The 17,908-nt window shown below is 69.0% G+C and carries 18 protein-coding genes; 14 read left to right on the top strand and 4 right to left on the bottom strand.

The features are described from left to right. Nucleotides 1–73: 73 nt before the first annotated feature. Nucleotides 74–2,251, bottom strand: a complete 2,178-nt coding sequence (locus tag IEZ09_RS05205; protein ID WP_229812254.1) for a translocation/assembly module TamB domain-containing protein — start codon at nucleotides 2,249–2,251, stop codon at nucleotides 74–76. Nucleotides 2,252–2,328: 77 nt separating this feature from the next. On the opposite strand from IEZ09_RS05205, the gene IEZ09_RS05210 reads away from it, so the two are divergent. Beyond that, entirely contained in the window at nucleotides 2,329–3,480 is a 1,152-nt protein-coding gene (locus IEZ09_RS05210) for an AI-2E family transporter (RefSeq protein ID WP_189252412.1), read from the top strand. Here IEZ09_RS05210 and IEZ09_RS05215 read toward each other — a convergent pair. Continuing rightward, nucleotides 3,477–4,673: a GGDEF domain-containing protein gene (locus IEZ09_RS05215; RefSeq protein WP_189252413.1), complete on the bottom strand. Its 1,197-nt coding sequence runs from the start codon at nucleotides 4,671–4,673 to the stop codon at nucleotides 3,477–3,479. The two genes, IEZ09_RS05210 and IEZ09_RS05215, sit on opposite strands and share 4 nt — an antisense overlap. Nucleotides 4,674–4,814: 141 nt before the next feature. On the opposite strand from IEZ09_RS05215, the gene macS reads away from it, so the two are divergent. The 13 genes from macS to IEZ09_RS05275 all read left to right on the top strand — a co-directional run bounded on the left by macS (nucleotide 4,815) and on the right by IEZ09_RS05275 (nucleotide 15,362). Beyond that, nucleotides 4,815–5,975: a MacS family sensor histidine kinase gene (macS, locus tag IEZ09_RS05220; RefSeq protein WP_229812255.1), complete on the top strand. Its 1,161-nt coding sequence runs from the start codon at nucleotides 4,815–4,817 to the stop codon at nucleotides 5,973–5,975. Continuing rightward, nucleotides 5,972–6,634 carry a response regulator gene (locus IEZ09_RS05225; RefSeq protein WP_189252414.1) on the top strand — a complete coding sequence of 221 codons (663 nt, stop codon included), beginning with the start codon at nucleotides 5,972–5,974 and terminating at the stop codon, nucleotides 6,632–6,634. The genes macS and IEZ09_RS05225 overlap by 4 nt, the downstream gene beginning before the upstream one ends. 20 nt (nucleotides 6,635–6,654) lie before the next feature. After that, entirely contained in the window at nucleotides 6,655–7,164 is a 510-nt protein-coding gene (locus IEZ09_RS05230; RefSeq protein WP_229812256.1) for a DUF1707 SHOCT-like domain-containing protein, read from the top strand. Between the two features lie 36 nt (nucleotides 7,165–7,200). Then, a complete protein-coding gene (locus IEZ09_RS05235) occupies nucleotides 7,201–8,148 on the top strand; it encodes an NAD(P)H-binding protein (RefSeq protein WP_370467639.1) in 948 nt (315 codons plus the stop codon). A gap of 95 nt (nucleotides 8,149–8,243) precedes the next feature. Then, a complete protein-coding gene (locus tag IEZ09_RS46220) occupies nucleotides 8,244–8,453 on the top strand; it encodes a DUF2867 domain-containing protein (RefSeq protein WP_370467640.1) in 210 nt (69 codons plus the stop codon). Between the two features lie 36 nt (nucleotides 8,454–8,489). Next, nucleotides 8,490–9,521, top strand: a complete 1,032-nt coding sequence (gene tdh, locus IEZ09_RS05240) for an L-threonine 3-dehydrogenase (protein WP_189252416.1) — start codon at nucleotides 8,490–8,492, stop codon at nucleotides 9,519–9,521. Continuing rightward, nucleotides 9,521–10,699: a glycine C-acetyltransferase gene (locus IEZ09_RS05245; RefSeq protein ID WP_189252417.1), complete on the top strand. Its 1,179-nt coding sequence runs from the start codon at nucleotides 9,521–9,523 to the stop codon at nucleotides 10,697–10,699. The genes tdh and IEZ09_RS05245 overlap by 1 nt, the downstream gene beginning before the upstream one ends. Before the next feature lie 67 nt (nucleotides 10,700–10,766). Further along, nucleotides 10,767–11,237, top strand: a complete 471-nt coding sequence (locus tag IEZ09_RS05250; protein WP_229812257.1) for an RNA polymerase sigma factor — start codon at nucleotides 10,767–10,769, stop codon at nucleotides 11,235–11,237. Then, nucleotides 11,225–12,235 carry a hypothetical protein gene (locus tag IEZ09_RS05255; RefSeq protein WP_189252418.1) on the top strand — a complete coding sequence of 337 codons (1,011 nt, stop codon included), beginning with the start codon at nucleotides 11,225–11,227 and terminating at the stop codon, nucleotides 12,233–12,235. The genes IEZ09_RS05250 and IEZ09_RS05255 overlap by 13 nt, the downstream gene beginning before the upstream one ends. Nucleotides 12,236–12,321: 86 nt before the next feature. Beyond that, nucleotides 12,322–13,404, top strand: coding sequence for an alpha/beta hydrolase (locus IEZ09_RS05260; protein ID WP_189252419.1), 1,083 nt, complete (start codon nucleotides 12,322–12,324; stop codon nucleotides 13,402–13,404). Between the two features lie 4 nt (nucleotides 13,405–13,408). Continuing rightward, on the top strand, nucleotides 13,409–14,263 hold the full coding sequence (locus IEZ09_RS05265; protein WP_189252420.1) for a LysR family transcriptional regulator: 855 nt from the start codon (nucleotides 13,409–13,411) through the stop codon (nucleotides 14,261–14,263). A 91-nt stretch (nucleotides 14,264–14,354) separates the two neighbouring features. Then, nucleotides 14,355–15,185, top strand: coding sequence for a helix-turn-helix domain-containing protein (locus tag IEZ09_RS05270; protein ID WP_189252421.1), 831 nt, complete (start codon nucleotides 14,355–14,357; stop codon nucleotides 15,183–15,185). A gap of 12 nt (nucleotides 15,186–15,197) precedes the next feature. Further along, the gene (locus IEZ09_RS05275) at nucleotides 15,198–15,362 is read left to right on the top strand and encodes a DUF397 domain-containing protein (protein WP_189252422.1); all 165 of its coding nucleotides are present in this window, start codon (nucleotides 15,198–15,200) and stop codon (nucleotides 15,360–15,362) included. On the opposite strand, the gene ptsP is transcribed toward IEZ09_RS05275, so the two are convergent. Beyond that, entirely contained in the window at nucleotides 15,339–16,970 is a 1,632-nt protein-coding gene (gene ptsP / locus IEZ09_RS05280; protein WP_189252423.1) for a phosphoenolpyruvate--protein phosphotransferase, read from the bottom strand. The genes IEZ09_RS05275 and ptsP overlap by 24 nt on opposite strands. A 48-nt stretch (nucleotides 16,971–17,018) precedes the next feature. Further along, nucleotides 17,019–17,864, bottom strand: coding sequence for a Dyp-type peroxidase (locus IEZ09_RS05285; RefSeq protein ID WP_189252424.1), 846 nt, complete (start codon nucleotides 17,862–17,864; stop codon nucleotides 17,019–17,021). Nucleotides 17,865–17,908 lie beyond the last annotated feature (44 nt).

Genomic DNA, 17,908 nt, shown 5'->3' on the forward strand with positions numbered 1-17,908 from the left:
TGCCAGTTTCGGTGCCCCGAATGCACGCTGAGAGCGCTCGGTTAACTACATCGTGTGAACTCCCCCGGCGAGATCACACCCGTTTCAGCACCCGCGCCGCACCGGCAGCCGCGGTCGACGCGAGCACCCAGCCGACGGCGACGAGCAGCCCGGAAATCCATTGCGAGACACCGGTGAACTGCCATTTCCCGTCGTGGCCGAAGTCGACTATCGGCAGCAGCAGGTCGAGGGACAGCAACCAGGCGTTCCACACCGGGTCCTCGTCGGAGTTGAGCTTGACCATCGGGTGCCAGTTGAACCAGAGCGCGCCGCCCAGCCAGAACACGCCGAGCCAGCAGATGGCGAGCCACGGCCGGTAGCCGTAGCCGACGGTCCACCGCTGCACCGCGCCCCAGACGCGCCCGGCACGACCGAGCTCGGAGTAGCGCCGCCGTTGCTTCTCCAGCTGGACCTTCTGCGCGAGCTCCTCCTCACCGCCCTGCTGGTAGACGGCGGCGAGCTGCTCGTACGGTCCCGGCGCGAAGTCGGGCTGCACCTTGAGCAGCCACTTCAACCGCGTCTCGACCGGCACCTCGGGATCGGCGGTGATGCCGGCGAACTCGAAGTCGTCGACGGCGACGCCGCCCTCCGCGTCCCACAGCCCAGGCCCGTCGGTGACCGACACCGCCTTGAGCCTGCTCAGCACCACCTTGCCCTTGGGCTGCTGGCCCGCGGGGATGTGCAGGCGGAACTGGTGCACGGTGAGGCCGTACGCGTTGAGCGCGATGTCCGCGGACGTCGAGCCGAGGTGCGAGTCGCTGAACGTCGCCATCTTGCCGACCTCGCCCAGCCGGAGCCGCACGCCGCCGACCGCGGTGAACCCGCGGCTGCACAGGAGGTCCTTGCCGATCGTGATGGCACGGGCGTCGAGCGACGGCTTCTGCGTGCCGTTGGGGCGCAGCCGCGGCAGCGTCAGCTCGGCCCCTGACATGTCCAATGTGGAGCCGATGTTCGCGTTCTGCAGGCGGATCGACCCCTTCGCCCTGAGCTCGCGCAGGAAGAGCGTGCCGCCGATCTCCAGGCGGTCGGCGAACAGGACGTCGATGCCGGGCCCGTGCAACGAGACCCCGGACATGCTCGCGCTGCCCTGGATGTGCGCGTTGGACAGCCGGACCTGGCCGTAGGTCTGCAACGCGTGCGACCGGACGCCCGCGCCGTTGACCGCGCTGCGTGCCTCGACGTCGCCGCGAACCTGCATGCCGTCCGCGTGCAGGGCCACGGGGATGCGGTTCGTGACGTCACCGGCGAGCTCCTCCGCCACCTCCCTCGGCCCGATGACCGCGCCCGACAACCGGAGGTATCCGCCGACGCTCGCGTTGGGCAGCCGGACGGTGCCGGTGCTCGTGAAGCCGTCGTCCAGCTCGACGTTGCCCTCGACCCGGATGCGGTCGGCCACGAGCGTCGCGGCCTCGTCGGCCGATCCGTGCGGCAGGACCAGCACCTGGTTGTCGACGCGGTGCGTGGAGTGCAGGCGGGCACCGGTGAACTCGAGGTTGCCGCCGACCCGCGCGCCGTCGAACAGCACCCGGCCGTCCGCGGTGAACCGGCCGCCCTCGGCGTTGCAGAAGACGTTGCCCGCGACGACGATGCCGGACGCGTCCAGCGCGTCACGACCGGTGTTGATCAGCCGCGCGCCGCCCAGGTGCACGCTGCCGCCGATCGTGGAACCCCGGAGCCGGACCTCTCCGTTGGCGCGCATCGCGATGGCCTGGACGGACCCGCTCACCCGGAGCCGGGCGCCGAGCAGCGCGTGGGACGTGTCGCTGCGCAGGACCGCGCCGGCCAGCCGGAGGGTGCCGTCGACCGCGGCGTCGGTGAGGTCGACCGTGCCGTTGCAGGTGAAACCGGCCTCGAGGACGAGGTCGCTGAAGACGCGGAGGTTGCGGCCCTGCAGGCCGGGCACGCGGGTGCCGCGGAGCCTGAGCCCGATGAGGCGGGCCATGCGGAGGTCGAGCGGTTCCTCGAACGTGCAGTGGGTGAGGTCGATCACGCGCGTCACGCGGGTGCCCTCGAGCTCGAACCTCCCGGTGATCCGCGCGTTTCGCAGCCGCAGCGCGGGCAATCCCTTGCGCGGTACGCGGTACATGCCGGTCAGCAGTCCGGTGAGCACCTCGCCGCGGACGCTCTGTCCGGTCAGGTCGAACTCGGTGCCACCCGCATAGGCCCCGGCGACCTGGCGCTCGACCTCGGTCAAGTCTTCCGGCTTGATCACTTCGTCCTCCCCTGACGAACGGATCATCCCTATCAGGTTCCGCGTTCGCCAGGGTCCGAACAGTTAACGTGAGGCATGTGAGCGCACGGGAGTCGGAGATCAGCAGCCGCGTTCCACTGCTGCTGCGGGTGAGTGCCGCGCTGAGCTGGCGGTTCGTCGTTGTGGTGGCCGCGTTGTACGTGGTCGCGTACGTGCTGGGCTTCCTCGCCTCGATCGTGATCCCGGTCGCAATCGCGCTCCTGCTCGCCGCCCTGCTCTCGCCCGGCGTGGCGAAGCTCGTCGAGTGGCGGGTGCCGCGCGGCGTGGCGACGACGGTGATGATGATCCTCGGCATCGGCGTGCTCGGCGGCGTGCTGACGTTCGTGATCAGCGAGTTCTCCCGCGGCCTTCCCGAGCTGCAGACCCAGGTGGCTGCGTCGCTCGACACGATCCAGAAGTGGCTGAAGGACGGGCCGGCGCACCTGTCCGACGCGCAGCTGCAGAACTACATCAACGAGATCGTGAAGACGATCAAGGAGAACCAGGCTGAGATCACGTCCGGTGCGCTGACCACCGCCGCGACCCTCGGCGAGGTGCTGACCGGGCTGCTGCTCGCGCTGTTCACGCTCATCTTCTTCCTGCACGACGGTGACGGCATCTGGCGGTTTGTGATCCGTGCGGTCCCTCGCGACGTGCGCGCACGTGTGGACGTGGCCGGTCGCCGAGGATTTGGCTCTCTCGTTTCTTATGTGCGCGCGACGGCAGCTGTCGCGGTCGTGGACGCCGTGGGCGTCGGCATCGGGCTGGCGATCATCGGGGTGCCGTTGGTGGTGCCTCTGTCGGCGTTGGTGTTCCTCGGCGCGTTCATCCCGATCGTCGGTGCGGTGTTCACGGGCGCTGTGGCCGTGTTGATCGCGTTGGTTACCAACGGACCGATCGCCGCGCTGGTGGTGCTCGCGGTGCTCATCGGCGTGATGCAGCTGGAGTCGCACGTGCTGCAGCCCTTGTTGCTGGGCCGCGCGGTGAAGCTCCACCCGTTGGCGGTCGTGATCGCGATCGCGGGCGGGTTGGTCGTGGGCGGCATCGCCGGGGCGTTGCTCGCGGTGCCGTTGCTGGCGGTGCTGAACTCCGGGATCCGGTCGCTGGTGTCGGACGCCGACGCCCAGGAGGACCCGGAGAAGGTCGACGTGCTGAACCCGCAGGACACCGCGCCGAAGGACGACAGGAGCGAACGCGTCGAGGAGCTCTAGGCCATCGACACCAGGTTGCGGCCGTACGCCTTGGCCGCGAGCAACGCCGCGTCGGCCGCCACCAGCAGGTCGGGCAGCTCGTAACCGAAGCGCGTGGTCGTGGCCACCCCGATCGACACAGTCAGCCCGCGCAGCTCGTGCGGCTTGCCGTCGGTCGCCATCGTCGGCACCCGCAGCGCCGCCACGGCCTTGCGCACCCGTTCCGCCACCGACTCCGCCTCGTCCGGCGTGGCGTCCGGCAGCAGGACGACGAACTCCTCGCCGCCGAACCTGCCCACGAGGTCGCCGCGGCGAACGGTGCCGCGCAGCAGCAACGAGATCGCGGCGAGGGCGGCGTCGCCGGCGAGGTGGCCCACCTCGTCGTTGACCTTCTTGAAGTGGTCGAGGTCGAGCAGCATCACGGCCATGGGACGGGCGCGGCTCGCGCCCTTGGTCAGTTCGTAGCGGGCGCGGCTGTCCCAGTGCACGGCGTTGGCGAGGCCCGTCTTGGCGTCGCGCTGGGCCGAGCGGCGCCACTGCGGGAGCTGGGCGGCGCGTTCCAGCAGGGCCAGTGACGGTCCGGCGATCAGGACGTGGATGGCGTTGTTCTCGGCCACGCACCCCATCAGGCCGCCGATCGACACCGCGACGATGCCGAGGATGACGTCGATGGGTTCGCCGACGTTCTCCTCGAAGGTGGCGGTGGGGCGGCGGAGCTTCAGGCCGTACGCGATCAGGGCCGCGCGCAGGGTCAGCAGGACCACGGCGCCGAGCACCATGACCACGAGGCTGGCGCGCGGGTTCGACCAGCCGAGCAGGAAGCGGGTGGCGAAGACGGCCAGCGTCGTGGCGCTGAGGGTGAACAGCCAGCGGTAGGTCTCGGGGCGCTGCGCCAGCAGGCAGTGCAGGGCAGGGCCGAAGAGCAGCAGGACCAACAGGTTCGGGGGCAGGGCGAGGATGCCGCCCGTCAGGTAGGAGAGATGTGCCGCCCACGGGTTGCGCTCGGTCTCGCCGAGCCGGTGGCTGTAGATCGAGCTGCCGATGATCACCGCGCCCGCCGTGCCCGCGATGGCGGCGAAGCGGCCGATCTCGGTGGGTGACGGGGTGGGGGTGGAGATGATCGCGTAGGTGACGATCGCCAGTGCGGCGATGTCGATGATCACCCAGTAGCAGAGCGCAGGCCGCCGCAAAGTCCACACCGGCCAGTCCCGCACCTGTATTGCCCTCCCCCCAACCGGGAGCGCTGCCCCGAACCCGGAGAGCGTCGCACATTCCTCCGTTCGGCAGAAGACGGCCACCTGGGGGTTAGCCAGCGCACGTTCACGCGGCAGGATGTTGCCTGAAAGGAGCACAGCGTGCCCAAACTGCCTGCCGAACGTGTGACGAAGGCGATCGACGACCCGGCCACGCCGCTGTGGCGCGGGACGATTGCGCTACGCATAGTCACATTTCTCTTCGCGGCGGCGAACGTGATCGCGAACCAATCCGAGTACATCCGGCCCTGGCTCGCGTGGACGACGCTCGGCGTGATGGCGCTGTGGTCCGTTTTCACCAGCCGCGCCTACAGCACCACGTGGGGCAGGCGCTGGCCGATCGTGCTGATCGACCTCGCGCTGACGTGCGGACTCATGTCGCTGTCGCAGCTGATCATGTCCGATCACCAGCTGCTGACGCTGAACGTGCCGCTGATCACCACGATCTGGGCGTGCGTGCCCGCGGTCGCGCTGGGGGCGCTCGGCGGGGCGGCCGCGGGTTTCGCCGGTGGACTGACCGTCGGCCTCTTCACCTACCTGTCCAAGGGCGTGCCGAGTCTCGACCTGCTGCGCGACGTGGTGCTGCTCGCGGGCGCGGGCATGGTCGTCGGCATGGCGTCGGCCACGGCGCGGCGTTCCGCGGTGCGGCTCGCCCAGGCGTTGCGCACGGAAGCGGCGACGGCGGAACGGGAACGGCTCGCCCGCTCGATCCACGACAGCGTGCTGCAGGTGCTCGCCCGAGTGCGCAAGCGCGGGCTGGAGGTCGGCGGTGAGGCCGCGGAACTGGCCAAGCTCGCGGGCGAGCAGGAGGTCGCGTTGCGCAACCTGGTGGCCGCCGCTCCCACCGACTCCACTGTGGACGGAGAGATCGACCTGCGCCCCGGCCTGCAGCTGCTGGCCACTCCGAAGGTCCAGGTGTCCACTCCGGCCACCCAGGTCATGCTCACCGCCACCACCGCGGTCGAACTCACCTCGCTCGTCCGCGAAGCACTGTCCAACGTGGACAAGCACGCCGGTGAGGACGCACGGGCGTGGGTGCTGCTCGAGGACCTCGGAGAGGAAATCGTGCTGAGCGTCAGGGACGATGGTCCCGGCATCCCGGAAGGCCGGATCGCGTCCGCTGCCGCGGAAGGCAGGATGGGCATCGAGAAGTCGATCAAAGGCCGGGTCGAGTCACTCGGCGGCACGCTGGAACTCCAGACCGGGCCGGGGGAGGGCACGGAGTGGGAGGTTCGGGTGTTCAGGAAGGGGGCGGCAAGATGACGGTCTCGGTGATGGTCGTGGACGACCACCCGATGTGGCGCGAAGGCGTCGCACGTGACCTGGCGGAGCGGGGCTTCGAGGTCGTGGCGACCGCGGGTGACGCCGCCTCGGCGGTGCGCATCGCGAAGGCGGTGCGGCCCGACGTCGTGCTGATGGACCTCAACCTCGGTGAACTCTCCGGCGTCGACGCCACCCTGCTGATCACCGGCGAGCTGCCGGAGACGCGCGTGCTGGTGCTGTCCGCGTCCGGCGAGCACGACGACGTGCTGCAGGCCGTGAAGGCGGGCGCGTCCGGCTACCTCGTGAAGTCGGCGTCGGCGGACGAACTGGTCGAGGCCGTGACCCGCACCGCGGCGGGCGACGCCGTGTTCACCGCGGGCCTGGCCGGGCTGGTGCTCGGCGAGTACCGGCGGATGGCCGCCGCACCGGACGGCTCCGACGAGAAGCCGCAGCTGACCGACCGGGAGACCGAGGTACTCCGGTTGGTGGCCAAGGGCCTGACCGCACGACAGATCGCGAACCGCCTGGTGATCTCCCACCGCACGGTCGAGAACCACGTCCAGTCGACTTTGCGGAAACTTCAACTGCACAACCGGGTGGAGCTGGCGCGTTATGCCATCGAGCACGGTCTCGACAGCGAACCGGAGGCAGAGAAATGACAGACCCGAGAGAGTTACGCGTGTCCGATCCGGAACGTGAGCACGTCGTCAGCCTGCTGAACAAGGCGGTGGGCCGCGGCATGATCACGCTCGACGAGTTCACGACGCGGACGGACACCGCTCTCGCCGCCGTGACCAGGGCCGATCTGAACGCGGTGCTGATCGACCTGCCCGGCATGGTCAACACCGAGCTGGCCAACGCGCGCACCGAGCTGAAGAACACGATGGGCACGACGGTCCGCAAGGGCCACTGGGTCGTGCCGCGTGAACTCGTCATCCGCAACACGCTCGGCACCACGAACCTCGACTTCACCGCGGCCGAGGTGCCGCCGGTGGTCAACGTCGACCTCGACGTGTCGCTGGGGTCGGTGAAGCTCGTGCTGCCCGCCGGGTCGTCGGTCAACGTCGACGCCGTGGAGATCACCGCGGGCGAGCTGAAGGACAAGGTCCACACCGCCGTCGGCAGCCCGCACTTCCAGGTCAGGGGCTCGGTGCGCGGCGGAAGCGTGGTGATCAAGCGCAAGCGCTGATCTGCGGCCGCACGTCGTGGCGCGCAGGATCGGGGCATGCGGTGTCTCGTGACCGGTGCGACCGGCTACCTCGGCGGACGGCTCGTGCCCAGGCTGCTGGCGGAAGGCCACCGGGTGCGCTGCCTGGTGCGGTCGCCGGAGAAGCTGCGCGACGTCCCGTGGGCCGCTGACGTCGAGATCGTGCGCGGTGACGTGCTCGGCGACCTCGACGAGGCCATGCGGGACATCGAGGTCGTGCACTACCTCGTGCACTCGTTGCACTCGAAGGACTTCGCGGACGCCGACCGGAAAGCCGCGGAGAACACCGCGCGAGCAGCGGAACGCGTCGGGGTGCACCGAATCGTCTACCTGGGCGGACTTCATCCGGCCGGCGACCTTTCGCCTCACCTGGCCTCCCGCAAGGAGGTCGGTGAGGTGTTCCTGCGGTCGTCGGTGCCCGCCGTGGTGCTCCAGGCCGCGGTGATCATCGGGTCCGGGTCGGCGTCGTTCGAGATGCTGCGGTACCTCACCGAACGGCTGCCGGTCATGGTCACGCCGCGGTGGGTGCACAACCGGATCCAGCCGATCGCGGTCAGGGACGTGCTGCGGTACCTGGTCGGCGCGACGACGGTGGACGCGAACCGGACGTTCGACATCGGCGGACCGGACGCGCTCACGTACCTGGAGATGATTCAGCGGTATGCGCTGGTCGCCGGTCTGCGCAAACGATTGGTGCTGCCGGTGCCGCTGCTGACTCCGCACCTGTCCGCGTACTGGGTGTTCCTGGTGACGCCGGTGGCCGGGTCGATGGCGGGGGCGTTGATCGAATCGTTGATCCACGAGGTGGTGTGCCGCGAGCGCGATGTGGAGAAGGTGCTGCCCGGCGAAAACCTCGGCTACGACGAGGCCGTGGAGTTCGCACTGGCCCAGGTCCGCGACGCCGCGGGGAGATCGCTGGTCGGGCACGTCGGTGCCGGGCGAGCTGGATGGTCTGCTGCCGACTGACCACGCCTGGATCAGCGGCTCCGCGCACTTGGACGAGCGGGAACGCAAGGCCGGAGTCGAACGCTCCCGGCTGCTGCGGCCGCGCCGACGTGCAGGTGCACGAGACGGTGCGCCACCGCATTCGAGTGGCGGACGGTGAGCGGGGCGGGTCCACTTACCGCCAACGCGCCGTGTTCGTGCCCAAAGGGCTCGCCGGACACCTCTACTGGGCGGTGGTCTGGCCGTTCCACGGCGTTGTGTTCGGCGGCATGGTGCGCAACATCGCCAATGAAGCTGAGCTGCACAAGAACTTCAGAAAGTCCTGATGGACTGCACAAGCAGCAAAGGGTGAGACTTCCCGCATGAAGGCTCTCGTCAAGGTCGCCGCTGGGCCTGGCCTCGAACTGACCGACGTCCCCGACCCCACACCGGGACCCACCGACGTGGTCGTGAAGGTCCTGCGCACCGGCATCTGCGGTACCGACCTGCACATCGACTCGTGGGACGACTGGGCGGCCCAGAACATCAAGGCGCCGCTGGTTCTCGGGCACGAGTTCGTCGGCGAGGTCGTGGAGACAGGCGCCTCCGTGACCGGCGTGAAGGTCGGTGACCTGGTCAGCGGCGAAGGCCATCTCGTGTGCGGGACGTGCCGCAACTGCAAGGCCGGCCGTCGGCACCTGTGCGCCAACACGCGTGGGCTCGGTGTGCACTCCAACGGGGCGTTCGCGCAGTACGTCGTGCTGCCCGAGCAGAACGCGTGGGTGCACCGCACGCCCGTCGACCTGGACGTGGCCGCGATCTTCGACCCGTTCGGCAACGCCGTGCACACCGCGTTGAGCTTCCCCGTCATCGGCGAGGACGTGATCATCACCGGTGCCGGGCCGATCGGCATCATGGCCGCCGCCGTCGCGAAGCACGCGGGTGCGCGCAACGTCGTGATCACCGACGTCTCCGAGCACCGGCTGGACCTCGCGCGCAAGGTCGGTGTCGACCTCACGGTGAACGTCGCCGAGAAGACGATCGAGCAGGCCCAGCACGAGCTCGGCATGGCAGAGGGCTTCGACGTCGGCATGGAGATGTCCGGGAAGCCGTCGGCGCTCCAGAGCATGATCGCGAACATGGCGCACGGCGGTCGCATCGCGATGCTGGGGCTGCCCGCGGAGGAGTTCCCCGTCGACTGGAGCAGCGTCGTGCTGAAGATGCTGCACATCAAGGGGATCTACGGCCGCGAGATGTTCGAGACCTGGTACTCGATGACCGTGCTGCTGCAGCGCGGCCTCGACCTCGCACCGGTCATCACGCACCGGTACGACCACACGCAGCACGCGGAGGCGTTCGCCACCGCGCGCGAAGGCAAGTGCGGCAAGGTCATCCTCGACTGGACGGGAGCCTGATGTACGGCGAGCTGAAGAACGACCTCCGCAGGACGATCGAGGAGATCAGGGAGGCCGGGCTCTACAAGTCCGAACGCGTCATCGCCACGCCGCAGAAGGCCGCCGTGCGGGTCGGCGAGGGTGCCGAGGTGCTGAACTTCTGCGCCAACAACTACCTCGGCCTCGCCGACCACCCGCGCCTGATCGAGGCCGCGAAGGACGCGCTGGACAAGTGGGGCTTCGGCATGGCGTCCGTGCGGTTCATCTGCGGCACGCAGGAGCCGCACAAGGAACTGGAGCGCAAGCTCAGCGAGTTCCTCGGCACCGACGACACGATTCTCTACAGCTCGTGCTTCGACGCGAACGGCGGCCTGTTCGAGACGCTGCTCGGCGCGGAGGACGCGATCATCTCCGACGAGCTGAACCACGCGTCGATCATCGACGGCGTGCGGCTCAGCAAGGCGAAGCGCTACCGCTACAAGAACCGCGACATGGACGACCTGGAGCGCCAGCTCAAGGACGCGGCCGACGCGCGCTACCGGCTGATCGCGACCGACGGCGTCTTCTCGATGGACGGTTACCTCGCGCCGTTGGACGAGATCTGCGATCTGGCCGAGCGGTACAACGCGCTGGTCATGGTCGACGACTCGCACGCCGTCGGCTTCACCGGCCCGACCGGCCGCGGGACCCCCGAGCTCTTCGGCGTGCAGGACCGCGTCGACATCGTGACCGGCACGCTGGGCAAGGCGCTGGGCGGTGCGTCCGGCGGTTACACGTCCGGCCGCGCGGAGATCATCGAACTGCTCCGCCAGCGCTCGCGTCCGTATCTGTTCTCGAACTCGCTCGCGCCGTCGATCACCGCGGCCGCGATCGCCGCGCTGGACCTGCTGTCGAGCTCGTCCGAGCTGCTCACCCGGCTCAGGGAGAACACGGAGCTCTTCCGCAGGCGGATGACCGAGGAGGGCTTCGATCTGCTGCCCGGCGAGCACCCGATCATCCCGGTGATGATCGGCGACGCGGCCGAGGCGGGCCGGCTGGCCGATCTGCTGCTGGAGCAGGGCATCTACGTGATCGGCTTCTCGTACCCGGTGGTGCCGCACGGCAAGGCGCGCATCCGCACGCAGATGTCGGCCGCGCACACCACGGAGGACGTGAACCGGGCGGTCGACGCGTTCGTCGCCGCTCGCGCCAAGATGTGACCCACGACACACAACGGTAAGAATCCTGGCGATTCGCGCAGTACCTCGTGAAGAGGGAGGGGCGATCGTGGAGGACTTCACGGCTGTCTACCGCGAGTGTTACCCGCGCGTGCTCGCCTATGCCGCGAGCCATGCGGGTGCACAGCGTGCGGAGGACATCACCAGCGAGACCTTCACGATCGCCTGGCGCAAGCTCGACAAGATGCCGTCGAACGCGTTGCCGTGGCTGCTCGGCATCGCCCGCAACCTGGTGCGCGCGGCCCGCCGCCAAACCACGCATTACGAGCTCGCGGACGTTCCGGCTGACGACGACTTCGCGTTCATCGAGCTGCGGGCAGCGCTGGCCGGTCTGTCCGAGGCCGACCAGGAGGTGCTCACGCTGATCGCGTGGCACGGTCTGGGCGCGGCCGAGGCTGCGCAGGTGCTCGGCTGCACGACGTCGACGTTCTTCGTGCGACTGCACCGGGCCCGGCGACGGTTGCAGGCGGCTCTCTCGACATCGAACTCCGACCGTGCGAGGGAGTCATGGAAGACCTGATGAAGGACCTGGCTCGGGTCAAGCCGCCCACGCCGGAGGTCGACCCCGAGCGCATGGAACGCGACCTCGCGCGCATCACCGCACTGCCGCGGCCGCGATCTGTCCGGCTGCGGTCCCTGAGGCGGTTCACTCCGTTGCTGGTCGCGGCGGCGGTGATCGCACTCGTGGTCGTCCTGCTGCCGAAGCCCACCCAGCCGGTGCAGCCTGCCGCGCCCGCGTCGTGGTGGCACGTGCTGACGGAACAGACGTCGCTGATGATCGTGGGCGACCCGGCGAACCCGTACACCGTGCGCTTCCACTCCAAGACCGACCAGTGGCTGACCGCCGACACGCAAGTCACGGTCGTCCAGAAGGACGGCGAGGTGATGCCCTATTCCAATGACGACACCGCCAAGTGGGAAGCAGCGGGCAAGCCGGCGACAGCTCCACAGGTCGGTGGGAGCCGCTCGGTGCGCATCGGCCCGATGAAGCCTGCCGTGCAGAAGACGAACGTCGCCGGATTCCAGATGTCCCTGCACAGCAACGCACGATTCGACTCGTTCGAGTCACTGCCCGCCGACCCGGTGGAGCTGAAGAACGCGTTGGAGACCATCAGCGGGAAGGACACGTACAAGACCGCGTCTCTCGCCATGGGGTTGATGAGCGCGAACGTGCGCGACGAACAACGACGGGCGGCGTTCGAGCTGCTCAAGAACCTCGACGGCGCGCATTCCCTCCCGGACGTGGACCGGCCCGAGGGGCGCATCGTCGGCGTGGCGATCCCCGCACCGCCGACGTTCCAGTTCTCCGACGTCGAAACCCAGCTGTGGCTCAAGGCGGAGACCGGCCTGCCGCACTCCAAGTCGGACGTGATCACCACGCCCCAGCACGGCCTGCCACGCGGCACGCCCATCGCCACCGAGGTGTACCTCCTGCTGGACAAGGCCGGCATCGACCCGATCGTGCCTCAGAACGTCACCGTGAACGGCGAGGTGGAATCCCCCATCATCGAGCGGTGATCGGTCCGTCCGAGGTACGCGGAAATCGTTCCGCAAACGTTCGAAGATGGACACACCCGGTTTCGCGGGCGGTGGACGATCAGATCGTGTCCACGAGTTCACGGCAGCGGGTCGCCCTGCGCATGGCCACGCTCGGGGTGGCGGCCGCGTTGCGCCTGCCCGACCGGGTGATCCGCGCGATCGTCGGCGCACCAGTCCAGGTCGAGGGGGCGCAGCTGAGCCCCACCGCTCAACTGCTGATCGCGCTGGAACGGGCCGTGCCGAGGGCCGCGCCGAACGTGGTGCCCGACCTGGTGGCGGTGCGCAGGGACTTCGACATCGCGTCGTCCGTGCTGCTCGCCGGTGTCGGGCGGGACGTGCAGGTGCGCGACACCGTCGTGAACGGTGCGCACGGCCCGATTCCGGCGCGGGTGTACAGCCCTCCCGGTGCGTCCGGTCCGCTTCCGCTGCTGGTGTTCTTCCACGGTGGCGGCTTCGTGCTGGGCAGCCTGACCAGCCACGACGGGATCTGCCGTTTCCTCAGCGAGCATGGTGGCGTGCGGGTCGTGGCCGTCGAGTACGCCCTGGCCCCGGAACATCCCTACCCGGCCGGAGTCGAGGACACCTACGCGGCGTTCCGGCACATCGCCTCGAACGCTGAGCACTTCGGCGGCGTCGACGGGGTGGTGGGGGTCGGCGGCGACAGCGCGGGCGGAGCGCTCTCGGCCGTCGTGGCGCAGCGGTGCGTCGACGAAGCGGTGCCGAAGCCCGCCTTCAACCTGATGCTCTACCCCGCCGTCGACGGGCTGAGCGAGCACCGGTCGCGACAGCTCTTCGGCAGCGGGTTCTTCCTCAACAGCGAGGTGGTCGACTGGTACCGGGCCTGCTACACCCAGGACCTCACGCGGCTGCTCGAGCCGTACGCCTCGCCGCTGCGCTCTCCCGACTTCCGCGGCCTGCCACCGACCTGCGTGGTGACCGGAGGGTTCGACCTGTTCCGGGACGAGGGGACCGAGTACGCCGACCGGCTGAGGGCCGCCGGCGTCGAGGTGACCCACCTGCACCACGACGGGTTGGTGCACGGGTTCGCTTCGTTCCTGGCCTGCGACCGGCACGCCCGGCAAGCGATGTGGGCGGCCGCGGCGGAGCTGCGCCGCATGGCTGCTGTGGCGCGTGAACCCTCATCATGAGCGGGTGATCGACCCACGACGCCTCCGCGTTCTGCGCGCACTCGCCGACCACGGCACGGTGACGGCCGCAGCTGCTGCGCTGCACCTCACGCCGTCAGCGGTGTCGCAGCAGCTCGCGGCCCTGGAGTCGGAGGCCGGTCACCCGCTGTTGCTCCGAAAAGGACGGAGGGTGTCGCTCACTCCCGCGGGTGAACTGCTCGTCGCGCACGCCAATGTCGTTGCGGCGGAACTGGAACGCGCACAGGCCACTTTGGACGCTCTCGCCTCCGGCACCGCCGGACGGGTGGCGATCGCGGCGTTCGCGTCGGCGATCACCCAGGTCGTGGCGCCCGCGCTGGCGGTGTTGCGGGAACGGTCGATCGAACTGTCCGTGCGCGACGCCGAGGGGCACGAGAGTGTGCGGCTGCTGCTGGACGGCGAGATCGACGTGGCGATCACCGAGGAACACCGGTCGACTGACCGCTTCACCACGTTTCCGCTCTACACCGAGCCTTTCGACGTGGTGCTGCCGCCGGGACACGCGCTCGTCGGCGGACCGGTCGACCTGGCGGCGCTGGCCGACGAGGACTGGGTCGTGACGCTGCCCGGCAACCCGCTGCGCGACGTCGTGGAGATGGCGTGTGCGCAGGCGGGGTTCGCACCGCGGATCCGCCACACCTCTGACGACTTCCGCGCGATCCAGGCGTTGGTGGCGGCCGGGGCCGGGGTGGCGTTGGCACCGCGGAATGCCGTCCGTGGCGTGCCAGTCGCCGGAACACCACCACTCAGGCGCGTTGTTGCGGCCATACGCAGAGGAACGGAAGACCATCCGTTGATGCGCAATGTGCTTGATGAACTCCACTTAGTGGCACAAAGGTAGGACTTGTACCGGCTCCAAAAACTACTTCCTTCAGGGATATTCGGGCGGAAACAATGGAGCGAAGGGGAGCAGCACTCCTAGCTTCATCTCCATGCCACGACGAAAGTCCAGTGTGGTCGGACGCGAGTTCGGCGAAGGCGTCCGGCGCGCGATCGAACAGACAGGGCTCACCCACCGCAAACTCGCAGAAGCACTCGGCTGGGACGAAGCGAAGCTCTCCGACCTGGTGCGAGGCAAAGGCGGTATCACCGAGGCCGATCTGAGGCAGCTGCTCGGGTATTGCCGGGTCAGCCCTGACGAGGTGCGCTACCTCGTCGGACTGTTCCACGAGACTCGCGAAAGCGGCTACCTCAAGATTCCCGACGAGGGTCCACCGGACCAGGTGCCTGTTCTCCTCAACCAGGAGCGGCTCGCCAACGAGATCACCGTCTGGTCGGCGAATCTCATTCCCGGCCACCTTCAGACCGCTGACTACATGCGTGCAGTCATCGACCAGGAAGCTCGCAACAAGTCGATCGACTACGAGAAGGTCATCGCCGCAAAGCTCGAACGCCGCAAGCTCTTCCACCCGAGCCGTACGTTCGTGTTCTTCCTCCACGAACAGGCTCTTCGTCTACCAGTGGGTGGATCCGACGTCATGAAGGATCAATACATCCATCTTCTCGGGATGGCACAACGTTCCTACATCACCCTGCGAGTCGTGCCGACCGCCATCGGTGCGCACGCAGGCACCTCAGGGTCGTTCCTTCAGCTCAGCTATGAGAAGTTCGATCCGGTGATCTTCATCGAGGGCAAGACCTCTGGTCTCTTCCTCGAAGACACGAGATCGCTCGCCGTCTACTCCAGCGTGCTGAAGTTGCTCGACCAGCAGGCATTGGATCCGGAACAATCAAAGGAGCTGATCACCAGCATGTTGATCTGAGGAGGCGTTCGCATGTCGAGCTGGCGCAAGAGTTCCTACAGCGCGGACTCAAGCGACTGCGTCGAGGTTGGGCGTGGCATCGGTATCCGCGACAGCAAGGCGCCGACCACGCACCTGCCGGTGTCGGCCAAGGCGTGGTCGGCGTTCCTCGGACTAGTGCGGAGCCCGCGCAGCTAGCTTCGCCGTCGCCGGGTCGCCCGCCGCGAGCGCGCCACGGGCGGCGAGCTGGCAGATGTCCATGCTGGACGTGGCGAGCTTGGCGCCGACATCGGCCAGAGCCGTGTGGTTCATCGACAGCGACGTCACGCCCATGCCGATGAGCACGCACGCGAGCAACGGGTCGGCCGCGGCCTCGCCGCACACGCCGATCTGCTTGCCCGCCGCCGTGGCCGCCTCGCCGACCTGCGCGATCAGTCGCAGCAACGCGGGCTGCCACGGGTCGTTCAGCGCGGCCACGCCACCGAGCTGGCGGTCGGCGGCGAAGACGTACTGCGCCAGGTCGTTGGTGCCGATCGAGATGAAGTCGACGACCTGCAGGATCTCCCGCGCCGACAGGGCGGCGGACGGCACCTCGACCATCACGCCGGCGCGCTTGATCCCCGCCTGGCGGGCACGGGCGACGAACCACGAGGCCTCGGCGGCGGTGGCGACCATCGGGGCCATGACGGAGACGTCGGCACCGGACTCGGCTGCCGCGGCCGCGATGGCTTCGAGCTGGCGGTCCAGGACGTCCGGGCGGTCGAAGGCGACGCGCAGACCGCGCACACCGAGCGCCGGGTTGGGCTCGGGGTCCGGGTTCAGAAACGCCAGCGGCTTGTCCGCGCCCGCGTCGAGGGTGCGCACCACGACCGGCTTGCCCTTGAACGGCGCCAGCACAGCCGCATACGCAGCAGTCTGATCGGCAACACTCGGCTCCTCCGCGGCGTCGAGGAAGCAGAACTCCGTGCGGAACAGGCCGACGCCCTCGGCACCGGCGGCGGCAGCGGCGGCGGCGTCCGCGGGCGAACCCACGTTGCCGAGGACCTTCACGCGGTGGCCGTCCTTCAGCACACCCACGCCGTTCCACGTGGCCTTCTTGCCCGTGCCGGCCGCACGGACCTTGCCGTCCGACTCGCGGACCTGGCCGGTGTCGCCGTCGACTTCGAGAGCGGGAACGTCCAGCGCGAGCACGCCACGGCAGGCGACGACGGCCGGGATGCCCAGCGAACGGGCGAGGATCGCGGTGTGAGAGGTGGGGCCGCCCTCCTCGGTGACCAGGGCGAGGACCTTCGACGGGTCGAGACCTGCCGTGTCCGCGGGCGCCAGATCGCGCGCCACCAGCACGGACGGCGAATCCAGGTCGGGAACGCCCGGCGCGGGCAGGCCCAGGAGCTCGGCGACCACGCGGTCGCGGACGTCCTGGACGTCGCGGGCGCGTTCGGCCATGTAGCCACCGGCGGCCTGCAGCGCCGTGACGAACTTCTGCGCCGCCTGGTGCACCGCGCGGGCGGCGGGCAGCGACTCGTCGACGACGAGCTTCTCTGCCGATTTGATGAGGGACGGGTCGCCCGCCATCGCCGCCGTCGTCTCCAGCACGGCGCGGGCCTCGCCCTCGACGGTCTTCGCGCGCTCCATCAGGCGCTGCGCCACGACCTCGGTGGCCGGGCGGATCCGGGAGGCTTCTACTTTTGTATCCGCAGGTCGCGGGCCCAGCGGAGGTTCTGGCAGGGCCTCTGCGACCCTCACCACGGGGCCGGAAGCCCGGCCGCTGCTGACACCGACACCGCTCAGCCGCGCGCTCGACATGGTCTAGACCATACCCTTCCACCGGGAACCGACGACAGCTCAGTGTGACTAATCCAGGGGCGGGATGCGGAACGCCGCTGAGCTGGTGGTCGTGACGTAACGCAAAAGTGCGTCGCCATCGGTCATGCGATACATCGTGTTCACAAACGTCCGCAGCTCGCGCTGAAAGGAGATGAAGATCAGGCCCTCGGCGTAGTTGTAGGAGCGGCGCAGCATCAGGCCTGCCCCCGCCGTCAACGGGTGCGCGCGCCGGACGTGCGCGTCGGCCGGGATGACGTACTCGCCGTCCGGGGTCTTTGCCGACAAATCGACCTCCTCGCCACCGGACAACGGCACGGCGTCGTGCTTCCGCCGTCCGAAGATCCGCTCCTGCTCGCTGACCGGCAGCGCGGTGAACCCGGCGACGTCGAGCTTCATCCGGCGCACGACCGCGATGGTCGACCCGTCCGGCAGCCAGACCTCCCGCTCGAACTCCTCCGGCGTCTTCGGCAAGACGATCCCGTCCTGGAAGCCCAGCACGTTGGTGCGGTCGGGGTTGCAGAACCCCTGCTCACGCCACCGCAACCGCCCCTCGGGCCGCAACCTCAAGGCCGCATCTCGCACTGCGCCGGGGTCGTCACCGCAGATCTGCAGGAACAGCTTTCCGCCCAGGTCCTGCGGCTGGACCGCGTCGCCGGGGAACTCCGGCAACCCGTCGACCCCGTGCCCCCACGTCACCGTGACCGACGAACTGACCTGCGCAGACGGCACCGAGGACGCGTCCCACACGGAGATGTCGGCGTGCCGCTGCTGCGGGGTGACGACCCCCGGCTGCCGTTCAGGCGAGCCGCAGCCGCCGAGTAGCCCAATGGCAGCAGCGCCGTACAGCAGACGGCGTCGTGAGAGTTGGCCCACAGGGGCAGTGTGACAGTAGGCCGAACGGCGCAGTACGGTGACCG

Source organism: Lentzea flava, from assembly GCF_014648475.1.
Lineage (GTDB): Bacteria > Actinomycetota > Actinomycetes > Mycobacteriales > Pseudonocardiaceae > Lentzea > Lentzea flava.

Bases quoted from the DNA above. Each gene is read 5' to 3' on its own strand.
- IEZ09_RS05235 (WP_370467639.1), top strand. From the start codon at position 7,201: ATGCGGTGTCTCGTGACCGGTGCGACCGGCTACCTCGGCGGACGGCTC.
- IEZ09_RS05245 (WP_189252417.1), top strand. From the start codon at position 9,521: ATGTACGGCGAGCTGAAGAACGACCTCCGCAGGACGATCGAGGAGATC.
- IEZ09_RS05225 (WP_189252414.1), top strand. From the start codon at position 5,972: ATGACGGTCTCGGTGATGGTCGTGGACGACCACCCGATGTGGCGCGAA.
- IEZ09_RS05270 (WP_189252421.1), top strand. From the start codon at position 14,355: ATGCCACGACGAAAGTCCAGTGTGGTCGGACGCGAGTTCGGCGAAGGC.
- ptsP (WP_189252423.1), bottom strand. From the start codon at position 16,970: ATGTCGAGCGCGCGGCTGAGCGGTGTCGGTGTCAGCAGCGGCCGGGCT.
- tdh (WP_189252416.1), top strand. From the start codon at position 8,490: ATGAAGGCTCTCGTCAAGGTCGCCGCTGGGCCTGGCCTCGAACTGACC.
- IEZ09_RS05255 (WP_189252418.1), top strand. From the start codon at position 11,225: ATGGAAGACCTGATGAAGGACCTGGCTCGGGTCAAGCCGCCCACGCCG.
- IEZ09_RS05275 (WP_189252422.1), top strand. From the start codon at position 15,198: ATGTCGAGCTGGCGCAAGAGTTCCTACAGCGCGGACTCAAGCGACTGC.